The sequence below is a fragment of the Rheinheimera sp. NSM genome, assembly GCF_052380015.1.
Classification (GTDB): Bacteria; Pseudomonadota; Gammaproteobacteria; order Enterobacterales; family Alteromonadaceae; genus Alishewanella.
In genome coordinates this window covers 113800-131980 of record NZ_JBQTCI010000008.1, presented here as the reverse complement: position 1 = coordinate 131980, position 18181 = coordinate 113800, and the positions used below count along the sequence as shown (strand labels likewise).

The window sequence follows — 18181 nt, the reverse complement described above, 5'->3', positions numbered from 1 at the left end:
TGAGAATGCGCAGCCGGCCGCTCTGGCACAGCCATTTTGCATCCGGCAGCCGTTAGCACTAGTATTGGCCAATCAGGCTGGCAAGACAGCACAGCTACTGCGGAGAAAACATGGATTTAACAGCCAAGCCACGCAAAACACTGATGTTTATTTTAATATTGCTTTGTGCCGGTTGCGCCGCCCTGGCCAGCCTGGATCTGGATAAACAATACGGCAAGGCCGCAGTAAGCAATCGTGCAGTACCTGCCGGCGACGATCTGCTGAGCGATCATTACAATAAGCATATTAAACCGGTTATCGACGCCCGCTGCGTGGTGTGTCATGCCTGCTATGACTCGCCCTGCCAGCTGAATATGGCCTCCGCCGATGGCATAGAGCGCGGCGCGCACAAAGAAAAGGTGTACGATGGCGCACGGCTGCTGGCGGCCACTCCCAACCGCTTGTTTACCGATGCCTTTGGCACCGCAGCCTGGCGTGAGCGCGGTTTTTTTCCGGTGTTAAATGAGCGCCAGCAAAGCCCGCAAGCTAATACGCAGGCTTCGGTACTGGCGCGCTCGTTGGCGCTAAAGCAGCAATACCCGCTGCCGCCTGGCGATATTTTGCCGAAGCCGTTTGATTTCAGCCTCGATCGCAGCCAAAGCTGCCCCACCATTGAACAGTTTGACCACTACGCCCAAAGCCAACCTTATGCCGGTATGCCCTACGGCCTACCCGGGTTAACTACGACAGAGCATAATTTATTACTTGATTGGCTAAAGCAGGGCGCGGCTATGCCGAAAGCGCCAACCCTACCGGACAACGCCCTGGCTGAAGTGGCTAAACTGGAGCAATGGCTGAACGCCGATAACCTGAAGATGCAGCTTAGCGCACGCTATATTTACGAGCATTTATTTACCTCGCAGCTGTATTTCAGCGCCCTGCATGCAAAACACCAAACACCGCAGTTTTATAATCTGGTACGGTCAAAAACCCCGCCCGGCAAGCCGGTTGAGGTTATCGCCAGCCGCCGGCCGTTTGACGAGCCGGGCGTAAGCCGGGTGTATTATCGCCTGCAGCCGATACACGCCACCATCGTGAATAAAACCCATCAGCCTTACGACATTAACGCCGACCTGCTGGCCAAATGGCAGCAATGGTTTGTTGAGGCCGACTATCAGGTTAACGCATTGCCGGGCTATGAGCCTGAAGTTGCTGCTAACCCGCTTACTGCTTTTGTGCAGCTGCCGGTTAATACACGCTACCGCTTTATGCTGGAGCGTGCCGAAAACACCATTATGGGTTATATCAAAGGCCCGGTGTGTCGGGGCCAGGTAGCGTTAAATGTAATTAACGACCACTTTTGGGTATATTTTGTTGCGCCGGAGCTGGCCGGCGCTGCTGAAGTTGAAGCGTTTTATTTGTCACAACGGAAGAATTTGCGTATGCCGGCCGAAAAAGAAAGCACTGCCGGGGCGCTGAGCTGGGTGGCCTTTGCCAAGCGCCAGGGTAAGTATTTACGTGCCCGCAGCGATTTTATGAACAACGCTTTAAAAGATGGCCAGCACCTTACCACCGACGGTATCTGGAATGGCGACGATAATAACCACAATGCCAGCCTGACAGTATTTCGCCACTTTGATAACGCTACCGTGGTAAAAGGCCTGCAGGGCCAACCACCGAAAACCGCCTGGGTGATAGATTACGCCCTGCTGGAGCGCATTCACTACCTGCTGGTAGCCGGTTTTGATGTATACGGTAACTATGGCCACCAGTTAATGACACGGCTGTATATGGACTTTTTACGCATGGAAGGCGAGTCTAACTTTCTCGCCTTGCTGCCGCCGGATGTGCGGCGACGTGAATTTAACGACTGGTATCAAAAATCCGGCCCCGAGCTGACTAAATTTATCGAAGGTGATATCAACCCCTTTCACCAGCCAAGCGGTATCAGTTATAACACCGGCAACCCTAAGGCTGAACTGTATCAGTTATTGCAGCAGCATCTGGCTGCCGTACAACCGCAGCGCTATCAGCTGCATAACAGCAAGCTGGCCGCTAACAGCAAAGCACTGCTGGCACAGCTGGGTAAAATCAGCGGCCACGGCGCAGCCATTTTGCCGGAATTAACCATGATAATGCTCGAACCGGAAAATGGTGCCACGCCAGAGCTGTTTACCTTGATCCGCAACAGTGCGCATTACAATGTTAACAGCCTGTTTGCGGAAGAACACAACCGCAACCCGACACAGGACAATATGACCCTGGTGTACGGCCTGCTGGGCAGTTACCCGAATGCATTCTGGCGGCTAAAAGAAGCCGATTTAGCCAAATTGGTGGCGCAGGCGCAGCAAATAAGCAACGAGCAAGATTATGCCAAACTGCTGGACAACTTCGGCGTGCGGCGCACCGCCGCCGATTTCTGGGCCTTTAGTGATCAGCTTAACCAGCAGTTTATGCGCCAACACCCGATAGACAGCGGCTGGCTGGACTACAACCGGCTGGAGAACCGCTAAGCTGGTTGATATTGTCATAAAGCTTTGCCAACAGCTGACATAACAAAAACCGCAGCCGGCCAACGCCAACTGCGGTTTATTCTGACTGCGTCGCGCCGTTGCTAGACGCGGAAATGGTTAATTAATTCGCTCAGGCTTTGTGCCAAACGCGCCAACTCGGCGCTGGATGCCTGGGTTTCGTTGGCACCGGCTGAGGTTTGCAGCGACAAATCGCGAATATTCACCAAATTGCGATCCACTTCACGCGCCACGGTAGCCTGTTGCTCTGCTGCACTGGCAATGGTCAGGTTTTGGTCACTGATTTGGCCGATGGCCTCGGCAATCAGCTGCAGTGCCTCGCCGGCCTGCTGCGCAATCTGCAGGGTTTCAGTTGCTTTACCGCTGCAGCTGCTCATACTCTCTACCGTGTTGTGGGTTTCGGCCTGAACAGCGTGCATCATGCGCTCAATTTCTTTGGTCGACTCCTGCGTACGGTGGGCCAGGGCACGCACTTCATCTGCCACTACCGCAAAGCCACGGCCACTGTCGCCCGCCCGCGCCGCTTCTATTGCCGCATTTAACGCCAACAAGTTAGTTTGCTCGGCAATGGCGCGGATAACATCCAGTACTGAGCCAATGTCCTTGACCCTGGCGGCCAGCTTTTCAATGCCCAGGCGCGACGATTGCAGCTCGCTATCCAATGCCTGAATGGTATCGATAGTATCGTTGACCCGCTCTTGTCCCTGCCGGGCTTTATCATTGGCTATCTCGGAATCACGCGATGTAGACGCTGCGCTGCGCGCCACTTCTTCTATAGCAGTGGTTAGCTCGGTAACCGCCGTTGCGCCCTGCTCCAACTCCTCGCTTTGCTGGTGTAACGTGCGGCTGGATTGCTCCGTTACCGCGCTCAGCTCCTCAGAGGTGGCGGCCAATTGCGATGACGAGTGGTTAATTTCATGCACTGTTGTACGTAATTGCTGCTGCATTTGTGCCATAGCGCGGATCATTTCACCGGCTTCGTCCGGCTCATCATCAGCAAAGCTTTGGTTAAGCTGTCCGGCGGCAATTCTCTGACTGATTGACACTGCCGCCGACATTGGCCGCACTAAACTGCGGCTTACCATCAAGCCCAACGCAACCGCAAGTACTACCGCCAGCACCACTATGGCAATCATATTACTGGTCGCAAGTTCTATGCTGTGCTTGGCACTTTCAGCTTGCTGATGTGCCGTGGTTTGCTGGTAGGCAGCTACCGCCCTCAGTGCTTCAGTTACTTTGCGCGCCACCTCATTGATGCCCTGATGGCGAAATTGCTCTGCCTGCTCTGATTGGCCCTGGTCCATTAAAGCCAACAGCTGCCGGTGCAACTGGTCATATTGCTGTTTAGCCGTCACAGCCTGGTTAAACACAGCGCTGCCAGCTGCAGTTTGATGAAACGCCGCCGCGCCATTTTCAGCCTCACTGTATTTTCGCATCGCACTTTGCAAAGTTGCCTGCGCCTGTTGCCGGTCGGCCGCCGTGCTGGCATACAGCACATTCAGCGTATACAAGCGCATTAGCAAAAACTCACGGTTCATATCACCTACCAGCAAGGAGGCCGGCAAGCGGCGATCGGCAATATTGTGTAAATTAGCTTCCGTTTCAGAGAAACGATACATTGCCACACTACCCACTATAATGCTGAGTAACACCATTAACGTAAAAACTGCCGCCAGCCTCCTACCAATCTTAAGCTTTCTTAACATAACTACGTCATCCTGTTGTTTTTTATATAAGCTTAATAAGCATAGGCGGCTATATGCCACAGATAAAGTAGACCAGGCAGCATATAAGCTCCCCGCCCCGCTACTGCATATTTATATTTACTGAACTTACATCGCTGTTATAACGTAAACCCTGTTAAGTGCAACTATGCCCTTTGGCAGCAAGCTTACAACGCTGCCGGCGGTTACAAGCAGATAAAGGAAGCAATCAATGAAGATAAATAAACTTACTTTCGGCTCCGGCCTGGTCGCACTTAGCGGCCTGCTGTCAAGTGGCATTAGTGCGGCGGGCATGCCACAACTGAAAGGCAATGAAGTGCTGTGGCTGCTCAACCAGGCTAACCAGTTAATAAAAGTAAACCCGTCTGCAGCGGATAAAGTGCTGGAGCAAAAAGTCCTTACCGGCCTGGCGGAGGGTGAAACGCTGCAAGGTATTGATTACCGCGTAGCTTACGGTGTGTTATTTGCGTTGTCTGATCAAGGCCGGCTGTACAGCATTAACACCGGCAGTGGCGAGTTAACTGCCATAGGCGTGCCTTTACCGGCCGGTACCTTGCAGCAAGGCCAGTTTGGTTTTGACTTTAATCCGGCAGCTGATCGCATCCGCGTTGTTAATGACAAAGGCCAGAACTTACGCCTGCACCCGGTAACAGGTGAGCTGGCCTCAACAGATCCGACATTACAGTATGCTGAAGGCGACTCACACTATGGCAAAACCCCGGCCATCACGGCGGCGGCTTACACTTACAACCAGCAGAACAGCAAGCTCACCACTAACTACGCCATCGACAACGCCAGTGGCAACTTACTGACCCAGGGTAGCGTAGAGGGCAGCAGCCCGGCGGTATCGCCCAATACCGGGCAACTGTTTACCGTTGGCAGCCTGGGGCTGACAGCGCTGCAACAAGTTTCCTTTGATATTTCTGATCTGAGCAATATCGGCCTTATCGCCGTTAGCACCACCACGGAGCCTGCCAGCACACTGTACCAGGTAGATTTAGCCAGCGGTAACACCAGAAAGCTCGGCATATTGGCCGATGGTAGCCCGCTGGCAGGTATCGCCATTGAGCCGTAAACTGCAGCGAGCGCTGTTAACAGCGGCCGTTTTTCTGCTATCGCCGCAGACACCGGCAGCACAATTACAAGTGCAGGTACAGAATAGCAGTGGTAAGCCGGTAGCAGATGCGGTGGTATTTCTGGAATCTGCTGCCGCCTCAGCCGCAGTAACGCCTGCCGCCACCGCTAAGATTATTCAGCGCAATACTACCTTTATTCCGGAAGTGCTGGTTATACCCCGCGGCACAGCGGTAACTTTCCCTAATGAAGATACCGTGCGCCACCATGTGTATTCGTTTTCAGCAGTTAAGCCGTTTGAAATAAAGCTGTATGTCGGTACGCCAACCGAGCCGGTAGTATTTGAGCAAAGCGGCGTAGCGGCGCTGGGCTGCAATATTCACGACCATATGATTGCCTGGGTGGTCGCGCTGGACACGCCCTACTACAGCCGCAGTAACAGCGAAGGCCTGGCGGTGTTAAACGACGTACCGCCGGGCGACTACAGCTTACGGGTATGGCATAAAACCCTGTTGTCAGCAGCCGATGTGCCCGGGCTGCCGCTGAGTGTAAACGCCACTAATGCCGTGCAACAGATACGGCTTAAGTAGCTTTCAACCCAACATCAGCAAACGATGCGCCGCCGCACCGGCTTTAACCCCGGCCGCTGCCGCCAGCATGCCGTTGTGCATGGCGCTGGCCATATCACCGGCGGCGAATAAACCAGCTATCGAGCTGTGCTGCATGGCATCAGTTTTAATGTAAGCGCCCAGTGGGCCTTGCTCCAGCTCGCAGCCCAGCTGTTGCGCCAGCGTATGGCCGAAGGCTGTTTTCGGTGCCACATATACCACTTTTGCCGGCACACGGCGGCCATCTGCCAACAGCATATGGCTGACATCCAAGCCTTCACCTTCCACCGCCGTTACGGCAGTGTGCTCCAGTGTTACGCCACGCCGTTGTAACAGTGCCAGTTGCTCCGCATCCGGCATAAACTGCCCCTGGCTGAAATAAGTTACCGGGCCCCAGTCCGGCAATATCGCCGCCTGATGTGCCGACGCCTCACCGGTGGCAATTACCGCTATAGGCTGCTGACGAAATTCATAACCATGGCAATACGGGCAATGGATCACCGATTTGCCCCAGCGCTGTGCCAGACCAGGTATAGTTGGCAAGGTATCTGTCAGCCCGGTTGCCAGGATCAAGGCTTTGCCCTGATAGTGCATGCCGGTTTCATCGCCGAGGCTAAAATGCCCCCCGGCCAGCTTTTCTGCGCTGTTAACGCGGCTCTGCCTGAACTGTACTGTCGGATACGCCATCAGCTGCTGCCAGGCGCGGCCGCGCAGCTCGCCAGGTTCAGCGCCATCGGCAGCAAAAAAGCCATGCGACTGCGCCGCAAAACGGTTACGCGGTTCACCGGCATCAATCAGCAGCACCTGGCGCTGGCCGCGCGCTAATTGCATTGCCGCAGACAAACCGGCAAAACTGCCGCCCACTACTATTGCATCCCATATCATCTGAGTACCTCACTTTTTCTGTTAAACAGCCAACTTACGAAACATCATAAGTTACATAAAAAGCGAAAACAACTCTTGTAACATGAAAAGTATCTTAAAACTGCGTTAGAATAGCCACCAATCCGGCGCTAACAGAGTCAATAATGAGAAAAGACAGCCGTCTATCACGCATGCTGCATGTGCTGGTGCATCTGCACCAGTTGCAACACGCCGTTACTTCAGAGCAACTGGCGCTAATGCTGCACACTAACCCGGTAGTAGTGCGCCGTACCATGGCGTTGCTGCGGGAACAGGGCTACGTTAGCGCGGTAAAAGGCCATGGCGGCGGCTGGACCTTAGCCAAGCCACTGCATAAGATCACCTTGCTGGATATTCACCGCTCACTCAGCGAAAGCTCGTTATTTACTATTGGCTTAACCGACGAGCACAATAACTGCCCGATAGAAAAAGCGGTAAACCTGGCGATTGACGATGTATTACAAGAGGCTGAAGCCCTGGTATTGCAGCGCTTTGGTGAGGTCACGCTGGATAAACTGGCCGCCGGTTATACGCCGGTGGCCGGGTAAAACAACGGCAGCCATGCAGCTGCCGTGTTACATTTTGCTTTGAGCTGTTATTGCGGTGCCAGTGCTTTAACGCACAATCTCCATTTCATCGAGTAAGTTCTGCGCCCCGTCAACATACTGCATCAGCCATAGCACATAGCGGATATCGACATGAATGGCTCGGGTAATTTCCGGGTTAAAGTACCAGTCTTTAGTGATGGACTCGTAAGTGGAATCAAAATTCAGCCCCACCAACTCGCCTTTGCCGTTCATTACTGCCGAACCCGAGTTACCGCCGGTAGTATCAGCACTGGATAAAAAGTTTACCGGCACCGAGTTAAAGGCTTTCACTTCAGCTTGCGGGCAACCGGCAATACGACACAGCCAGCTTTGCTGTGGTTTAGCGGCTAAATCGGCATAGTAATAACCGTCGGTATTGCCGTTGTTGTAAGCATCCACCAGGCCCTGCGGCAGGCTGAACGGGTAAGCATCCCGGCGCTTGGCAATTAAGCCTTTCACTGAAGTAAACGGCGTTTTATACACTCCATCTTTAGCCGGGTAACCCTCTACGCTGCCGTAAGTAATCCGCAGCGTGCTGTTAGCATCGGGGTACACCGGTTTACCCAGCGTTTTGTTGTAAGCGATGATCGCCTGCATATAACCCGGCCGCACTTGCGATAATTTACCGCTTAAGGTTTTCTCTTGCAGCTCCAGCGCTTTGTTTTTTGCATAAATCGCTACCGCGACTTTAATAAAGGGGTCATCACTTTGAGCAAATTCAGCCGGGGTTTTACCCAGCCAGGCTTTACGGCCGGCAGTGCTGGTTAAACCGGATTGCTGGTATAAACCGGCCAGTTTAGCGCTGATTTGCGCTTGGCTCATCCCCGGCGTTAAACCCAGCGCAACATCCAGTTCGCTTACCCGTACAGCATCAGGCCGGGCCAGATATTCAGCTAATTGTTCCGACCAGATAGCCAGATCCATGCTTGGATGAAAGCTTTTTTCCAACCGTGTTAAACGACTTTCAATCATGCTTAAATCGCGTTGCTGATAGCCCATTTCCCGCTCTGCGTCCGGCTTCTGGCTCTCTATCGCCAAACGATGCAGCTGCATGGCCGCTTGCAACATAGCGCTGCGTTTAGCATTGTCAAAATAATAAGTTTGCTGGCTATACGCCTGCTCTGCGCTAATTACCTGCGCCAGCTCAGCAATACTTTGCTGATATTGGCTGCGGCTGGCATCACGGCCAATCCAGTCGAGCAATGCTTTTTCTTGCTGTTGTTTAATGGCGTGAATATCAGTCACTTTAAAGCCGTCAAGCAAGCCCTGCAGTTTCTTCATCCGGTTATTCAGGCTTTTTACTGTAGCGGCATATTTTACTTTTAGATCAGCATCTTTGGCGCTTAAGCTATCAATAGTATTGATGATCTGCTGATAGGTTTTTACCTGCGCCGGATACTGCCAGCTGGCAGCAAAGGCTATTTCGTCCGCCAAACGATAGCGGCTGGTACGGCCCGGATAACCGGCCAACAAAATACCGTCACCGGCCCGGACGCCATTGGCGTTTACTTTTAAGTAATGCGTGCTTTGATACGGCACGTTATCTGCCGCATACGGCGCCGGTTTACCGTCTTTGCCAACATAGCCGCGCAAAAAGGTGTAATCGCCGGTATGGCGCGGGTATTCAAAGTTATCGATATCGCCGCCGAAATTACCTATTGCTTCGCTTGGTGCATACACCAGCCGCACATCCTGCAGCATCAATTGCTTGATTTGAAAATACTCCAGGCCATGGTGAAAACTGACTACCGAGCAGCGGTAGTTAGCATCTGACTCGCAGCTTTTAATCAGCGCTTTGCGGTTGGCTTCAATGGCTTCATGTCGCTCAGCGCCAGCCAGATCAGCCGCCAGGGCACCGGATACCTGTGCCGTCACATCGGTAACCGACTCAGTAATATATAAGCGTTCCTGGGCGCCGGCCGGTAACTCGTCGCTCATCGTTTTGGCTAAAAAGCCTTTCTCGATCAGATTGTTATCTTTGGTCGAGTTATTCTGAATAGCGTTGTAAGCACAGTGATGGTTAGTCACCACCAGACCATTAGGCGAGACAAAAGACGCCGAGCAATAGCCAAGGCTGACAATAGCACTCATCGGATACTGGCTTAAATCAGCCAGTTGTTTACCGGGAATATCGATGCCTTTGGCCGAGAGTTCAGCTTGTAATTGCGCCAGCTGATGCGGCTGCCACTGGCCTTCATCGGCAGCGGCGGCAAAGCTTAGCCCCAGCGCAGCGGCCGTTAACAGAAATTTTGCGTTCATAGTGATTCCGTGGAAGATGTTATTGTCGTTTTAAGTCGGCTAAATTATCCATGTTAGCGGCGTTGGCGCAACCGTGATCGGTTCAGTGCGTTGTATTCACGTTAAGCTGCGGCTGCAAGGCGCAGACAGCCGGGATAAATTACGTTAATCTGAACACCAGCCGCAGATAATCCTCTGTCACGCATAAGGTAACCTGATGAAATTACGCACCCTGTTAAGCAGCGCCCTGTTGTTTTCCTGCAGCCTGGCCACGCACGCCGCCGATACCAGCCGGGTATTGAACCTGGCTGAAGCCAATAAACTGGTTACCCTGCCACTGCATTGTGTTGAAACACCCTACCCGTATAAAACCGGTGTGGTACTGGGTAGCGCTGCCGACTTGCAGGAGCCATCAAAGCTGCACCCGATTTTTTATGGCTGCTTCGACTGGCACAGCGCAGCCCATGGCTACTGGTCGCTGGTTACCTTATTACGGCAGTTCCCGGATTTAACCCAGGCAGCAGAAGTAAAAGCGTTACTAGAGCGTAATTTAACCGCTGAGAAGGTGGCGCAGGAAGTGGCGTTTTTCAGCAAAGACATTAATGCCTCGTTCGAGCGCACTTACGGCTGGGCCTGGTTGCTGAAACTGTCGGACGAGCTGCATAGCTGGCCAGATCCGCTGGCGCAGCAGCTGGCAGCGAACTTGCAGCCGCTGGCGGATTTGTTGGTACAGCGCTATATCAGCTTCTTACCGCGCCTGCTGTATCCGGTACGGGTGGGCGAGCATACCAATACCGCCTTTGGTTTAAGCTTCGCATACGACTATGCCGTAAACCGCCGGCACACGGCGTTGCAGCAACTTATTGCGCAGCGCGCAAAAGACTACTTTTTGCAGGATAAAAACTGCCCGATTAACTGGGAACCCAGCGGTTATGACTTTATCTCGCCCTGCCTGGAAGAAATCGGCCTGATGCAGCGTATTTTACCGGCAGAACAGTTTTTACCCTGGCTGAACGCCTTTATGCCACAGTTAGCCGGGCCGGATTTTAGCCTGGCAGTGGGCAAAGTGGCTGACAGAACCGACGGCAAACTGGTGCACTTAGATGGGCTAAACTTCAGCCGCGGCTGGAACCTGTACGCACTGGCAAAGCAGTACCCGCAATATGCGCATTTGCGTAAGGTTGCGGATCAGCATCTGGCCTATTCCTACCCTAACCTGATTGGCGACAGCTACGAAGGCGGCCACTGGTTAGGCAGTTTTGCTATTCATGCACTAAACAGCGCTAAGCCGTAAAAGAACCTTATGAAAATCATTGTTAAAAGCTTACTGAAAGGCCTGGTGATTGTGCTGCCGTTGGTTATCACTATCGAGCTGCTGCGCTGGCTGCTGTTGACGGTTGAAACCGTATTAACGCCGGTGTTGCAAGTGGTACTACCGGGCGAATGGTACCTGCCGGGTATGGCAATACTGGGGTTTTTACTGGTATGCATTGCCATTGGTTACAGTTCGCGCTGGCCCGGCTTTAACTGGCTGTGGCAAGTGCTGGGCAAAATTTTAATGAAGCTGCCCGGCACCAAACAAGTGTATGGCATGCTGCAGGATATTATCGACGTAATGTCCGGTAAAAACTTCACCGATGGCTCGGTGGTGATGGTTAAACTGCCCGGCTCAGAAATTGAGCTCATTGGTATTGTTACCAAGCACGGCGGCCAGCCGAATGATCGGATGTCGTCACTGATGCAGGAAGAGCAACTGGCGGTATTTATTCCGATGGCTTACAACGTCGGCGGCTATACCATCATCATCCCGCGCAGCTGCACCCGAAACATTGATATGAAACCGGCCGAGGCATTGCAACTGGTGCTGAGCGGCGGTTTGGGCAGTGCTAAGGCGCCGGGCAAAAGCTGGTAGCAGAGGTAAGAAATACCCGGCTTGCTCTTGAAACCCGGACTGAAAGCACTTATATACCACTGAGTACAAAATGAGCTAAACATTAAACCAAGGTGGAAATTAAGATGGCACAAATTACCAATTTACTGAACTGGCGTTACGCTGCAAAAAAGCTGCAAGCCAACAATAGCGTACCGGAAGACAAGCTGGAGCACATTTTAGAAGCCATCCGCTTAAGCGCCAGCTCCAGTGGTTTACAGCCTTATCAGGTATTGGTAATTACCGACCCTGAACTGAAAAAACAAATCCGCCCCGTGGCATGGAATCAGTCGCAAGTTACCGATTGCTCGCACTTACTGGTATTCGCGGCCTGGGATAATTACACCGCAGAGCGGATTAACAGCATGTTCGATTTAGTTAACGAACAGCGTGGCTTTAAAAATGAAGGCTGGGAAGCCTACCGGCAACAGCTGCTGAGCCACTATCCGCAGCGTCCGGCAGAGCAGAACTTTGAACACGCCGCCCGCCAGGCTTATATCGGCTTAGGCTCTGCTTTGCTGGCAGCAGCAGAGCAGCAGGTAGATGCCACCCCGATGGAAGGCTTTGAACCGGAAAAAGTCGACGCCATTCTGGGGCTGGCTGAGCTGGGTCTGAAGTCAGTATTGTTGTTACCTTTAGGCTACCGTGAGGTTGAAGGCGACTGGCTGGTTAACCTGAAAAAAGTGCGCCGCAGCAAAGCTGATTTTGTGATCAACCGCTAAAACTGTACGCCGGTGGCGGCTAAAGTGGTGGTAACTGCTCTGGCCGCCACCATGCCCGCAATGTTATATTCCTGCCATGTTTTACACTGCCCCCGGCAGCATTAATTACAGGAATACAAATGAACACTATTTACCATATCGGCACTGTTGGTCAGGCTTGGAGTGCAGCAGAAACGGCGCAGTGGCTAAGTGAACAGCAGATAAAGCGCAGCTTCTGCGACGAGGTATTACCGGCTATTGAAGCACTGCAAAACGAGTTTTATGTTGAGCAATATGGCAAGCTGGACTATCAGCAAGTGTGTGGTAAAACCTACCCGCTGTATGCGGTAAAAAGCCGTAACTGGCAAAGCAGCAAGCCCACCATTTTAGTCAGCGGCGGTGTGCATGGTTATGAAACCAGTGGCGTGCATGGCGCGCTGCGTTTTTTGCAAACTAAGGCCAAAGCGTACAGCGATAAGCTGAATATCCTGGTACTGCCCTGTATCAGCCCTTGGGGTTATGAAACCATCAATCGCTGGAACCCGCAGGCGATTGATCCTAACCGCAGCTTTGGCGCCGACGGCAAAGCCACAGAAGCACAACAGGTAAAGCAGTATTTGGCCGGTCTGAATACCTCGTTCGCACTGCATATTGACCTGCACGAAACCACAGACTCGGATAACAGCGAGTTTCGTCCGGCCAAAGCGGCACGCGATGGCACGGTGAACAAAAACTGGAATATCCCCGATGGCTACTACACGGTAGATGACAGCGAACACCCCTGCCCCGCGCTGCAAAAAGCCATTATCGACAGCGTGGCTAAAGTTACTCATATTGCAGAGGCCGACGAAAATGGCGAGCTGATTGGCGAGAAAATCACGCAGTTTGGCGTGATTAACTACGCCAAAGCCAGCTTAGGTTTATGCGGCAGCGTAACCGATGCACCGCTGGTTAGCACTACAGAAGTATACCCCGACAGCCCAAGCGCTACGCCGGAGCAATGTATCCAGGCCCAGGTAGCCGCCGTAACCGGCGCGTTGGATTATTTGCTGCAGCAAAAAAGCTGATTAAACACGAAGCAACAGCTGGCCTGGTTTAATCCGTCTCTTTCGGGGCGCTGAAGGCTTTACTGTAGAAACCGGATTGATCGAAACAGCAAACCCGCCGCTTGCCGCCGGCCAACATGTCACAGGCGTTGCTAATGCGCTGGGCCCGGGTTTTGGCTTGTTTGGCAGACGTAATCCAGTGGATCCAGTCTATGCGGGCTATCGTTGTGGTGTCATGCCAAACGGCCAGGGCATCGGCAGCTGCCGCCAGCGCGGCTTGCAAGTCAGCCGGCAGCTCAGGCTCCGGCTCTTGCTCCAGCGGCATAATTTCAAGCGTGGCAATGTCGCCGATGCCGGCGCCGGCGTTCTCAAGCAACTCCTGATCTAGGCGCAGCCAATGGCTTAACTGACCATCCGGCTCAAGCATAGCCTGAAAGCTGTGGCCATTGAGTGTGCCTGCTACCGTCGTCCTGCCGCGTCGCGGTAGCGTGGCGCTGACTTCCTTAGGCAAAACAACAAAAGCCCACTGAGTATCGCTGCCAGGCACTGCCGGACGGCGCAATTTTGCTTTGAACTGCGATTTGGTATTAATTTGCGTCATTTCTAATCAATCCATACAGGCGCGTAACGCTTATCCGCGCGCATTAACGAGCTGCATAGTCCGCAAGCAATTGCGGAAACGACTCTTGCGGGGGAAACTTGCTAAAGCTGTGCTTTGCTCCGGTAGCGGCCCACTGCAGTTTTTCGTCGGTGTAGGTTTCAATAAAGGGCTGATAATGCTGAGCGTCGTCTAACATGACAGAGCGTACATTAACAAAGGCATCCATGCCTTCAGGCCGTGTAAACAGCCAACTCAGACAATGGCCACAAAAATAGTGCCGTGTAGCACCATGCAAACCGCCGATAACAGGCTCACCGGCTGTAACAGTAAAAGCCTCAGCCGGAAATAACGAACTCAGGCTAAAAGCACTGGCTGTCATTTTCTGACAGCCGGTGCAATGGCAAGCCATAGTGATCATAGGTTTTGCCGATACTGCAAATGTTACCTGCCCACAGCGACACTGGCCTTGTGTTTTAATCAAATCTTCGCTCATTGGTATATTTCTCCGGGTTATTGCTACGCTTTCTGCTTTTGTAAATTTAATGTTTAACACAGTACTTGGGAAGATGGCGACTGACAATAACTTAGTAATCCTTGCTTACACTGTCGCAGGGATAAACAGATATAAAAAAAGCCCCGAATCCGGGGCTTTAGTCTGTATCGGCTTACTTAACCGCGCTGTGGAATGCGCTCCAATACGGCTAACAGCAGTTGCCAGTATTGGCCTACGGTGGTGATATTGACCATTTCATCCGGGCCGTGCGGGAAGCGGATGGTGGGGCCTATCGACACCATATCCATCTCCGGGTACGGCTTTTTAAACAGGCCGCACTCCAGGCCGGCGTGGATCACCATGATTACCGGCTCTTTGTTGTAAATATCCTGATAGGTATCGCGTACTATCGCCATTACCGGCGAGTCCGGGTTGGGTTTCCAGCCAGGGTATGCCCCGCTGAATTTCACCTCTGCGCCGGCTAATTGCGCCAGTGAACTTAGCATGCCTTCAATTTGCTCGCGGCCGCTGTCGATTAACGAGCGGATTAAACACAAAACCTGCACGCTGTTATCTTTAGTGGTGATCACGCCCATATTCAGCGAAGTTTCGGTAACGCCGGCGACTTCATCACTCATACGCATTACGCCGTTAGGGCAGACATTTAGCAGATTGATAAGGGTGCTTTGCGCGTTGGCGCTAAGTACCTGCGCCGGTGTCGCTACTTCAGCCAGGCTTAGCTTTAATGCCGGCTCCACCGCAGCCAGTTCAAACTGCAACAGCGCTGCAAACTCTGCTACCGCCTGTTGCAACAACGCCAGCTTTGCCGCCGGTACCGTTAAGGTAACACTGGCTTCGCGCGGAATAGCATTGCGCAATGAGCCGCCGTTAAACGCCGCTACCGCCAACTGCAGCGCTGTGGCTTTGTCGGCTAAAAAGCGCGCCAGCAATTTATTGGCATTACCACGACCCAGGTGAATATTTACGCCGGAGTGGCCGCCCTTTAACCCGGTTAAACTTAACGTAAACGCTGTTACGCCGCTCGCAGGCGCCTGCCAGTGTGCCGGTACGGTAAACTCCGCATCGACGCCACCGGCGCAGCCCATGTAAATTTCGCCTTCCTGCTCCGAGTCGGTATTGATCAGAATTTCGGCTTCCAGCATGCCGGGCTCTACGCCAAAGGCACCGGTCATGCCGGCTTCTTCATCTACTGTTAGCAGCACTTCCAACGGGCCGTGTTTAATCTCATCACTACCCAGAATCGCCAGGGCCGAAGCCATACCAATGCCGTTATCGGCGCCTAAAGTAGTACCGTTGGCTGTTACCCAATCGCCGTCAACATAAGCTTCAATCGGGTCTTTGGTAAAATCATGTACTTTGTCGGCATTTTTCTGCGGCACCATATCCAGGTGCGCCTGAATAACCACGGTTTTACGGTTTTCAAAGCCCACTGTCGCCGGCTTTTTAATAATCAGATTACCGACTTTATCTTCCAGTACGCTTAAACCTTTGTCGCGCGCCCAGGCCTGAATATGTTGGCTCAGGGCTTGCTCGTGCTTGGACGGGTGCGGGATGGCGCAAATTTGTGCGAACCATTGCCATAACGGTTGTGGATATAAACTTGCTAATGCTGACACTACAGACTCCGGAATACGCCAATAAAGGCGGCCATTTTACCACAGGCCGCCAATGGCGTAATACGACCGGCTGCTACTTGTCTTGTGCCATGGCCTTGTCAGCTTTTGTTTCCGCTTTTACGCCCTCTTCCGCCATAGCCTGCTTAATGGCATTAACCGGGAAGAACAGGTTTAGCGGCTGCTGTTTGGCCTGCTCCCACAGGCTTTTTAACAGCAGCGGTAAGCGGCTGATACGGGTACCGCGGGCGCGCAGGGCCACCGTTAGCGCCAGGGTAAAACTAACCCAAAGATTAACAAAGCCGATTAACAGCACAAACACCAGATGCAATAAGAAGCTGAACACACCTATTTCGCCGCTTACCGCACTGTAACCCAGGTTGGCCGACGAGAACGCCACATGGCGGATATCCAATGGCAGGCCGGTTAAATAGCCGATATAGCCGGTCATGCCCAGCAGCACACCAAAGAAAAAGTTGCCCGCCAGGGCGCCGTAGTTGTCGTGGACATAGTCGGCCAACTTTTGCCGCGGCGCATCGCGCAGCAGCTTTTTCAGCAACGGGTGGTGAAATAAACGCAGCCGCAGTTCCAGACAGTTGGCGCGGTTATCAAAGAAGCCGGCGATAATACCGGCACAAAACAGCCAGATACCGGCAATAGCGGCGTACATTAACGCCAAGCCGGCCAGCGGCGATATTGCATGCAGCTGATACGCCACCACCTCTGCGCTTAACAGTGGCGTGCCGCGGATAAACCACACTGCCAGCGCAATACAGGCCGCCAGCACAATGGCGCTGCTAACGTTGCCCCACACCGCTGCCCATTGTGAGCGGTTTACGTCGATTAACAGCCCGGCCAGTTTACGGTTTACCGCCTTGCCGTTTTCGCCGCGTTCTACTTCCTGTGCAAAGCTGGCGGCGGTCATCGCCGGTTGTTTGGTGGCAATGGTAAAGTGCAGCATATGCACCAGCACAAAGCCCAGGCCGTAGTTTAAACTGGATAACACCGCGCGCTGAAACGCCGCTAAACCTAAACTCTCAATGTAAATTTTCAGCAGCGCCATTAACGCAATAATCACCCCGGCCCCGGCGGCTGAGCGCATCAGGGCGAAAAACTGCGTTTTGTCACGGGTAATATAATGTTCGCCGTGGCCGCTTTTGTTTACCGTAATGCTTTTTGACAACATCTGAGTGCTGCTGCGCCACAGCGCACTGATACTGTTTTGCTCGGTGCTGGCCTGAATAAGAATACTGAATAAACTAAATATCTTTTGCCGCTGCACGGCCGGTTCGCTGGTTAGCATATCAACCAGCAAGTCTATCCGGTCCAGGGTTTGCTCCAACCGCTCGAGCAAATGCGCCACGGCCACAGAGCTACCCACCCCGGCGCCACGGCGGCGCAAGCGCTCTACCTGCTCGCGGGATTGCTGCATCATCACAGCTAAATGCGCGGTATCGTGCAGCGCCAGCTCCGGATTAACCAGTTGCTGCTTGCCACTTTCAACAAACAGGTTCATTTCGCGGCTTAGGGCAATAAAGGGCGAGTCTAAGCTGGTTAAGCGCCGGTCGAGGCGCATTAAATCCGGTTCAATCTCCTCAGCCGCGACCCAAATGGCCAGCATTTCCAGCGCATACAGGCTTTCTTCGCGAAAATGGCCCTGCATTTTGCGCAGGGTGGCAGCGTCACAATTGGCGGCCAGGGCATCAAAACAACCCAACATGGCATCAGTACCGCTGTCCTGTAACCACAGCGCTTCCGGTTTGCCGTTAAAGATTTGCACCAATACATCTTTAAAATCGTTCTGATCGCGCGGTGCCGGATTTAACCGCTCATATAAACGCGAGGCCATTTCACGAAAGAAACCACGGCGGGAAAAAATGCCCAGATTTACCAGCGCGGGGTAAATATTCACCTCGCCCAGCCAGTTAAACAGCACCTCGCTGATAGCAGCGGCATGCTTTGGATTAGTGTCTAAGGCATCGCGTAATTTTGCCGGGCGCTGGGCATGGTCTACGCCCAAACCATTGTAACTTAGCCAATTCACCAGGGTGGTTACCAGGGTTACCGCACAGCGCTGCTCTGACACACTTCTGACTAATGTGACTGCACCCAGTGTATCCATTTCACTCTCC

The 18181-nt window shown here is 53.0% G+C and carries 15 protein-coding genes; 8 read left to right on the top strand and 7 right to left on the bottom strand.

What is annotated here, in order from left to right; genetic code table 11:
- Nucleotides 1–110 precede the first annotated feature (110 nt).
- Complete coding sequence (locus tag ACTZWV_RS18385) at nucleotides 111–2492, top strand: fatty acid cis/trans isomerase (RefSeq protein WP_444787946.1); 2382 nt, start codon at nucleotides 111–113, stop codon at nucleotides 2490–2492.
- A gap of 101 nt (nucleotides 2493–2593) precedes the next feature.
- Here the strand turns inward: ACTZWV_RS18385 and ACTZWV_RS18380 are convergent, their stop codons facing one another.
- Nucleotides 2594–4216, bottom strand: coding sequence for a methyl-accepting chemotaxis protein (locus ACTZWV_RS18380; protein WP_444787945.1), 1623 nt, complete (start codon nucleotides 4214–4216; stop codon nucleotides 2594–2596).
- 229 nt (nucleotides 4217–4445) lie between these two features.
- Between ACTZWV_RS18380 and ACTZWV_RS18375 the strand changes: the two genes are divergently transcribed.
- A complete protein-coding gene (locus ACTZWV_RS18375) occupies nucleotides 4446–5309 on the top strand; it encodes a DUF4394 domain-containing protein (protein WP_444787944.1) in 864 nt (287 codons plus the stop codon).
- On the top strand, nucleotides 5299–5898 hold the full coding sequence (locus ACTZWV_RS18370; protein ID WP_444787943.1) for a methylamine utilization protein: 600 nt from the start codon (nucleotides 5299–5301) through the stop codon (nucleotides 5896–5898). The genes ACTZWV_RS18375 and ACTZWV_RS18370 overlap by 11 nt, the downstream gene beginning before the upstream one ends.
- A gap of 3 nt (nucleotides 5899–5901) precedes the next feature.
- Here the strand turns inward: ACTZWV_RS18370 and ACTZWV_RS18365 are convergent, their stop codons facing one another.
- Nucleotides 5902–6801: an NAD(P)/FAD-dependent oxidoreductase gene (locus ACTZWV_RS18365; RefSeq protein WP_444787942.1), complete on the bottom strand. Its 900-nt coding sequence runs from the start codon at nucleotides 6799–6801 to the stop codon at nucleotides 5902–5904.
- 143 nt (nucleotides 6802–6944) lie between these two features.
- Between ACTZWV_RS18365 and ACTZWV_RS18360 the strand changes: the two genes are divergently transcribed.
- On the top strand, nucleotides 6945–7367 hold the full coding sequence (locus tag ACTZWV_RS18360; protein WP_444787941.1) for an Rrf2 family transcriptional regulator: 423 nt from the start codon (nucleotides 6945–6947) through the stop codon (nucleotides 7365–7367).
- 66 nt (nucleotides 7368–7433) lie between these two features.
- Here ACTZWV_RS18360 and ACTZWV_RS18355 read toward each other — a convergent pair whose 3' ends face one another.
- Entirely contained in the window at nucleotides 7434–9665 is a 2232-nt protein-coding gene (locus ACTZWV_RS18355) for a S46 family peptidase (protein ID WP_444787940.1), read from the bottom strand.
- A 196-nt stretch (nucleotides 9666–9861) separates the two neighbouring features.
- Between ACTZWV_RS18355 and ACTZWV_RS18350 the strand changes: the two genes are divergently transcribed.
- The 4 genes from ACTZWV_RS18350 to ACTZWV_RS18335 all read left to right on the top strand — a co-directional run bounded on the left by ACTZWV_RS18350 (nucleotide 9862) and on the right by ACTZWV_RS18335 (nucleotide 13342).
- Nucleotides 9862–10938, top strand: coding sequence for a DUF2891 domain-containing protein (locus ACTZWV_RS18350; RefSeq protein ID WP_444787939.1), 1077 nt, complete (start codon nucleotides 9862–9864; stop codon nucleotides 10936–10938).
- 9 nt (nucleotides 10939–10947) lie between these two features.
- Nucleotides 10948–11556: a DUF502 domain-containing protein gene (locus tag ACTZWV_RS18345; RefSeq protein ID WP_444787938.1), complete on the top strand. Its 609-nt coding sequence runs from the start codon at nucleotides 10948–10950 to the stop codon at nucleotides 11554–11556.
- 104 nt (nucleotides 11557–11660) lie between these two features.
- Complete coding sequence (locus ACTZWV_RS18340; RefSeq protein ID WP_444787937.1) at nucleotides 11661–12296, top strand: NAD(P)H-dependent oxidoreductase; 636 nt, start codon at nucleotides 11661–11663, stop codon at nucleotides 12294–12296.
- 119 nt (nucleotides 12297–12415) lie between these two features.
- Nucleotides 12416–13342, top strand: a complete 927-nt coding sequence (locus tag ACTZWV_RS18335; RefSeq protein WP_444787936.1) for a M14 family metallopeptidase — start codon at nucleotides 12416–12418, stop codon at nucleotides 13340–13342.
- 28 nt (nucleotides 13343–13370) lie between these two features.
- Here ACTZWV_RS18335 and ACTZWV_RS18330 read toward each other — a convergent pair whose 3' ends face one another.
- The 4 genes from ACTZWV_RS18330 to ACTZWV_RS18315 form a co-directional block, all read right to left on the bottom strand.
- Nucleotides 13371–13922: a YdeI/OmpD-associated family protein gene (locus ACTZWV_RS18330; RefSeq protein WP_444787935.1), complete on the bottom strand. Its 552-nt coding sequence runs from the start codon at nucleotides 13920–13922 to the stop codon at nucleotides 13371–13373.
- Nucleotides 13923–13965: 43 nt separating this feature from the next.
- Nucleotides 13966–14415 (bottom strand): GFA family protein, encoded by a 450-nt coding sequence (locus tag ACTZWV_RS18325; RefSeq protein ID WP_444787934.1) that lies wholly within the window; start codon nucleotides 14413–14415, stop codon nucleotides 13966–13968.
- Between the two features lie 176 nt (nucleotides 14416–14591).
- Complete coding sequence (locus ACTZWV_RS18320) at nucleotides 14592–16052, bottom strand: aminoacyl-histidine dipeptidase (protein WP_444787933.1); 1461 nt, start codon at nucleotides 16050–16052, stop codon at nucleotides 14592–14594.
- Nucleotides 16053–16125: 73 nt separating this feature from the next.
- On the bottom strand, nucleotides 16126–18171 hold the full coding sequence (locus tag ACTZWV_RS18315) for a site-specific recombinase (protein WP_444787932.1): 2046 nt from the start codon (nucleotides 18169–18171) through the stop codon (nucleotides 16126–16128).
- Nucleotides 18172–18181 lie beyond the last annotated feature (10 nt).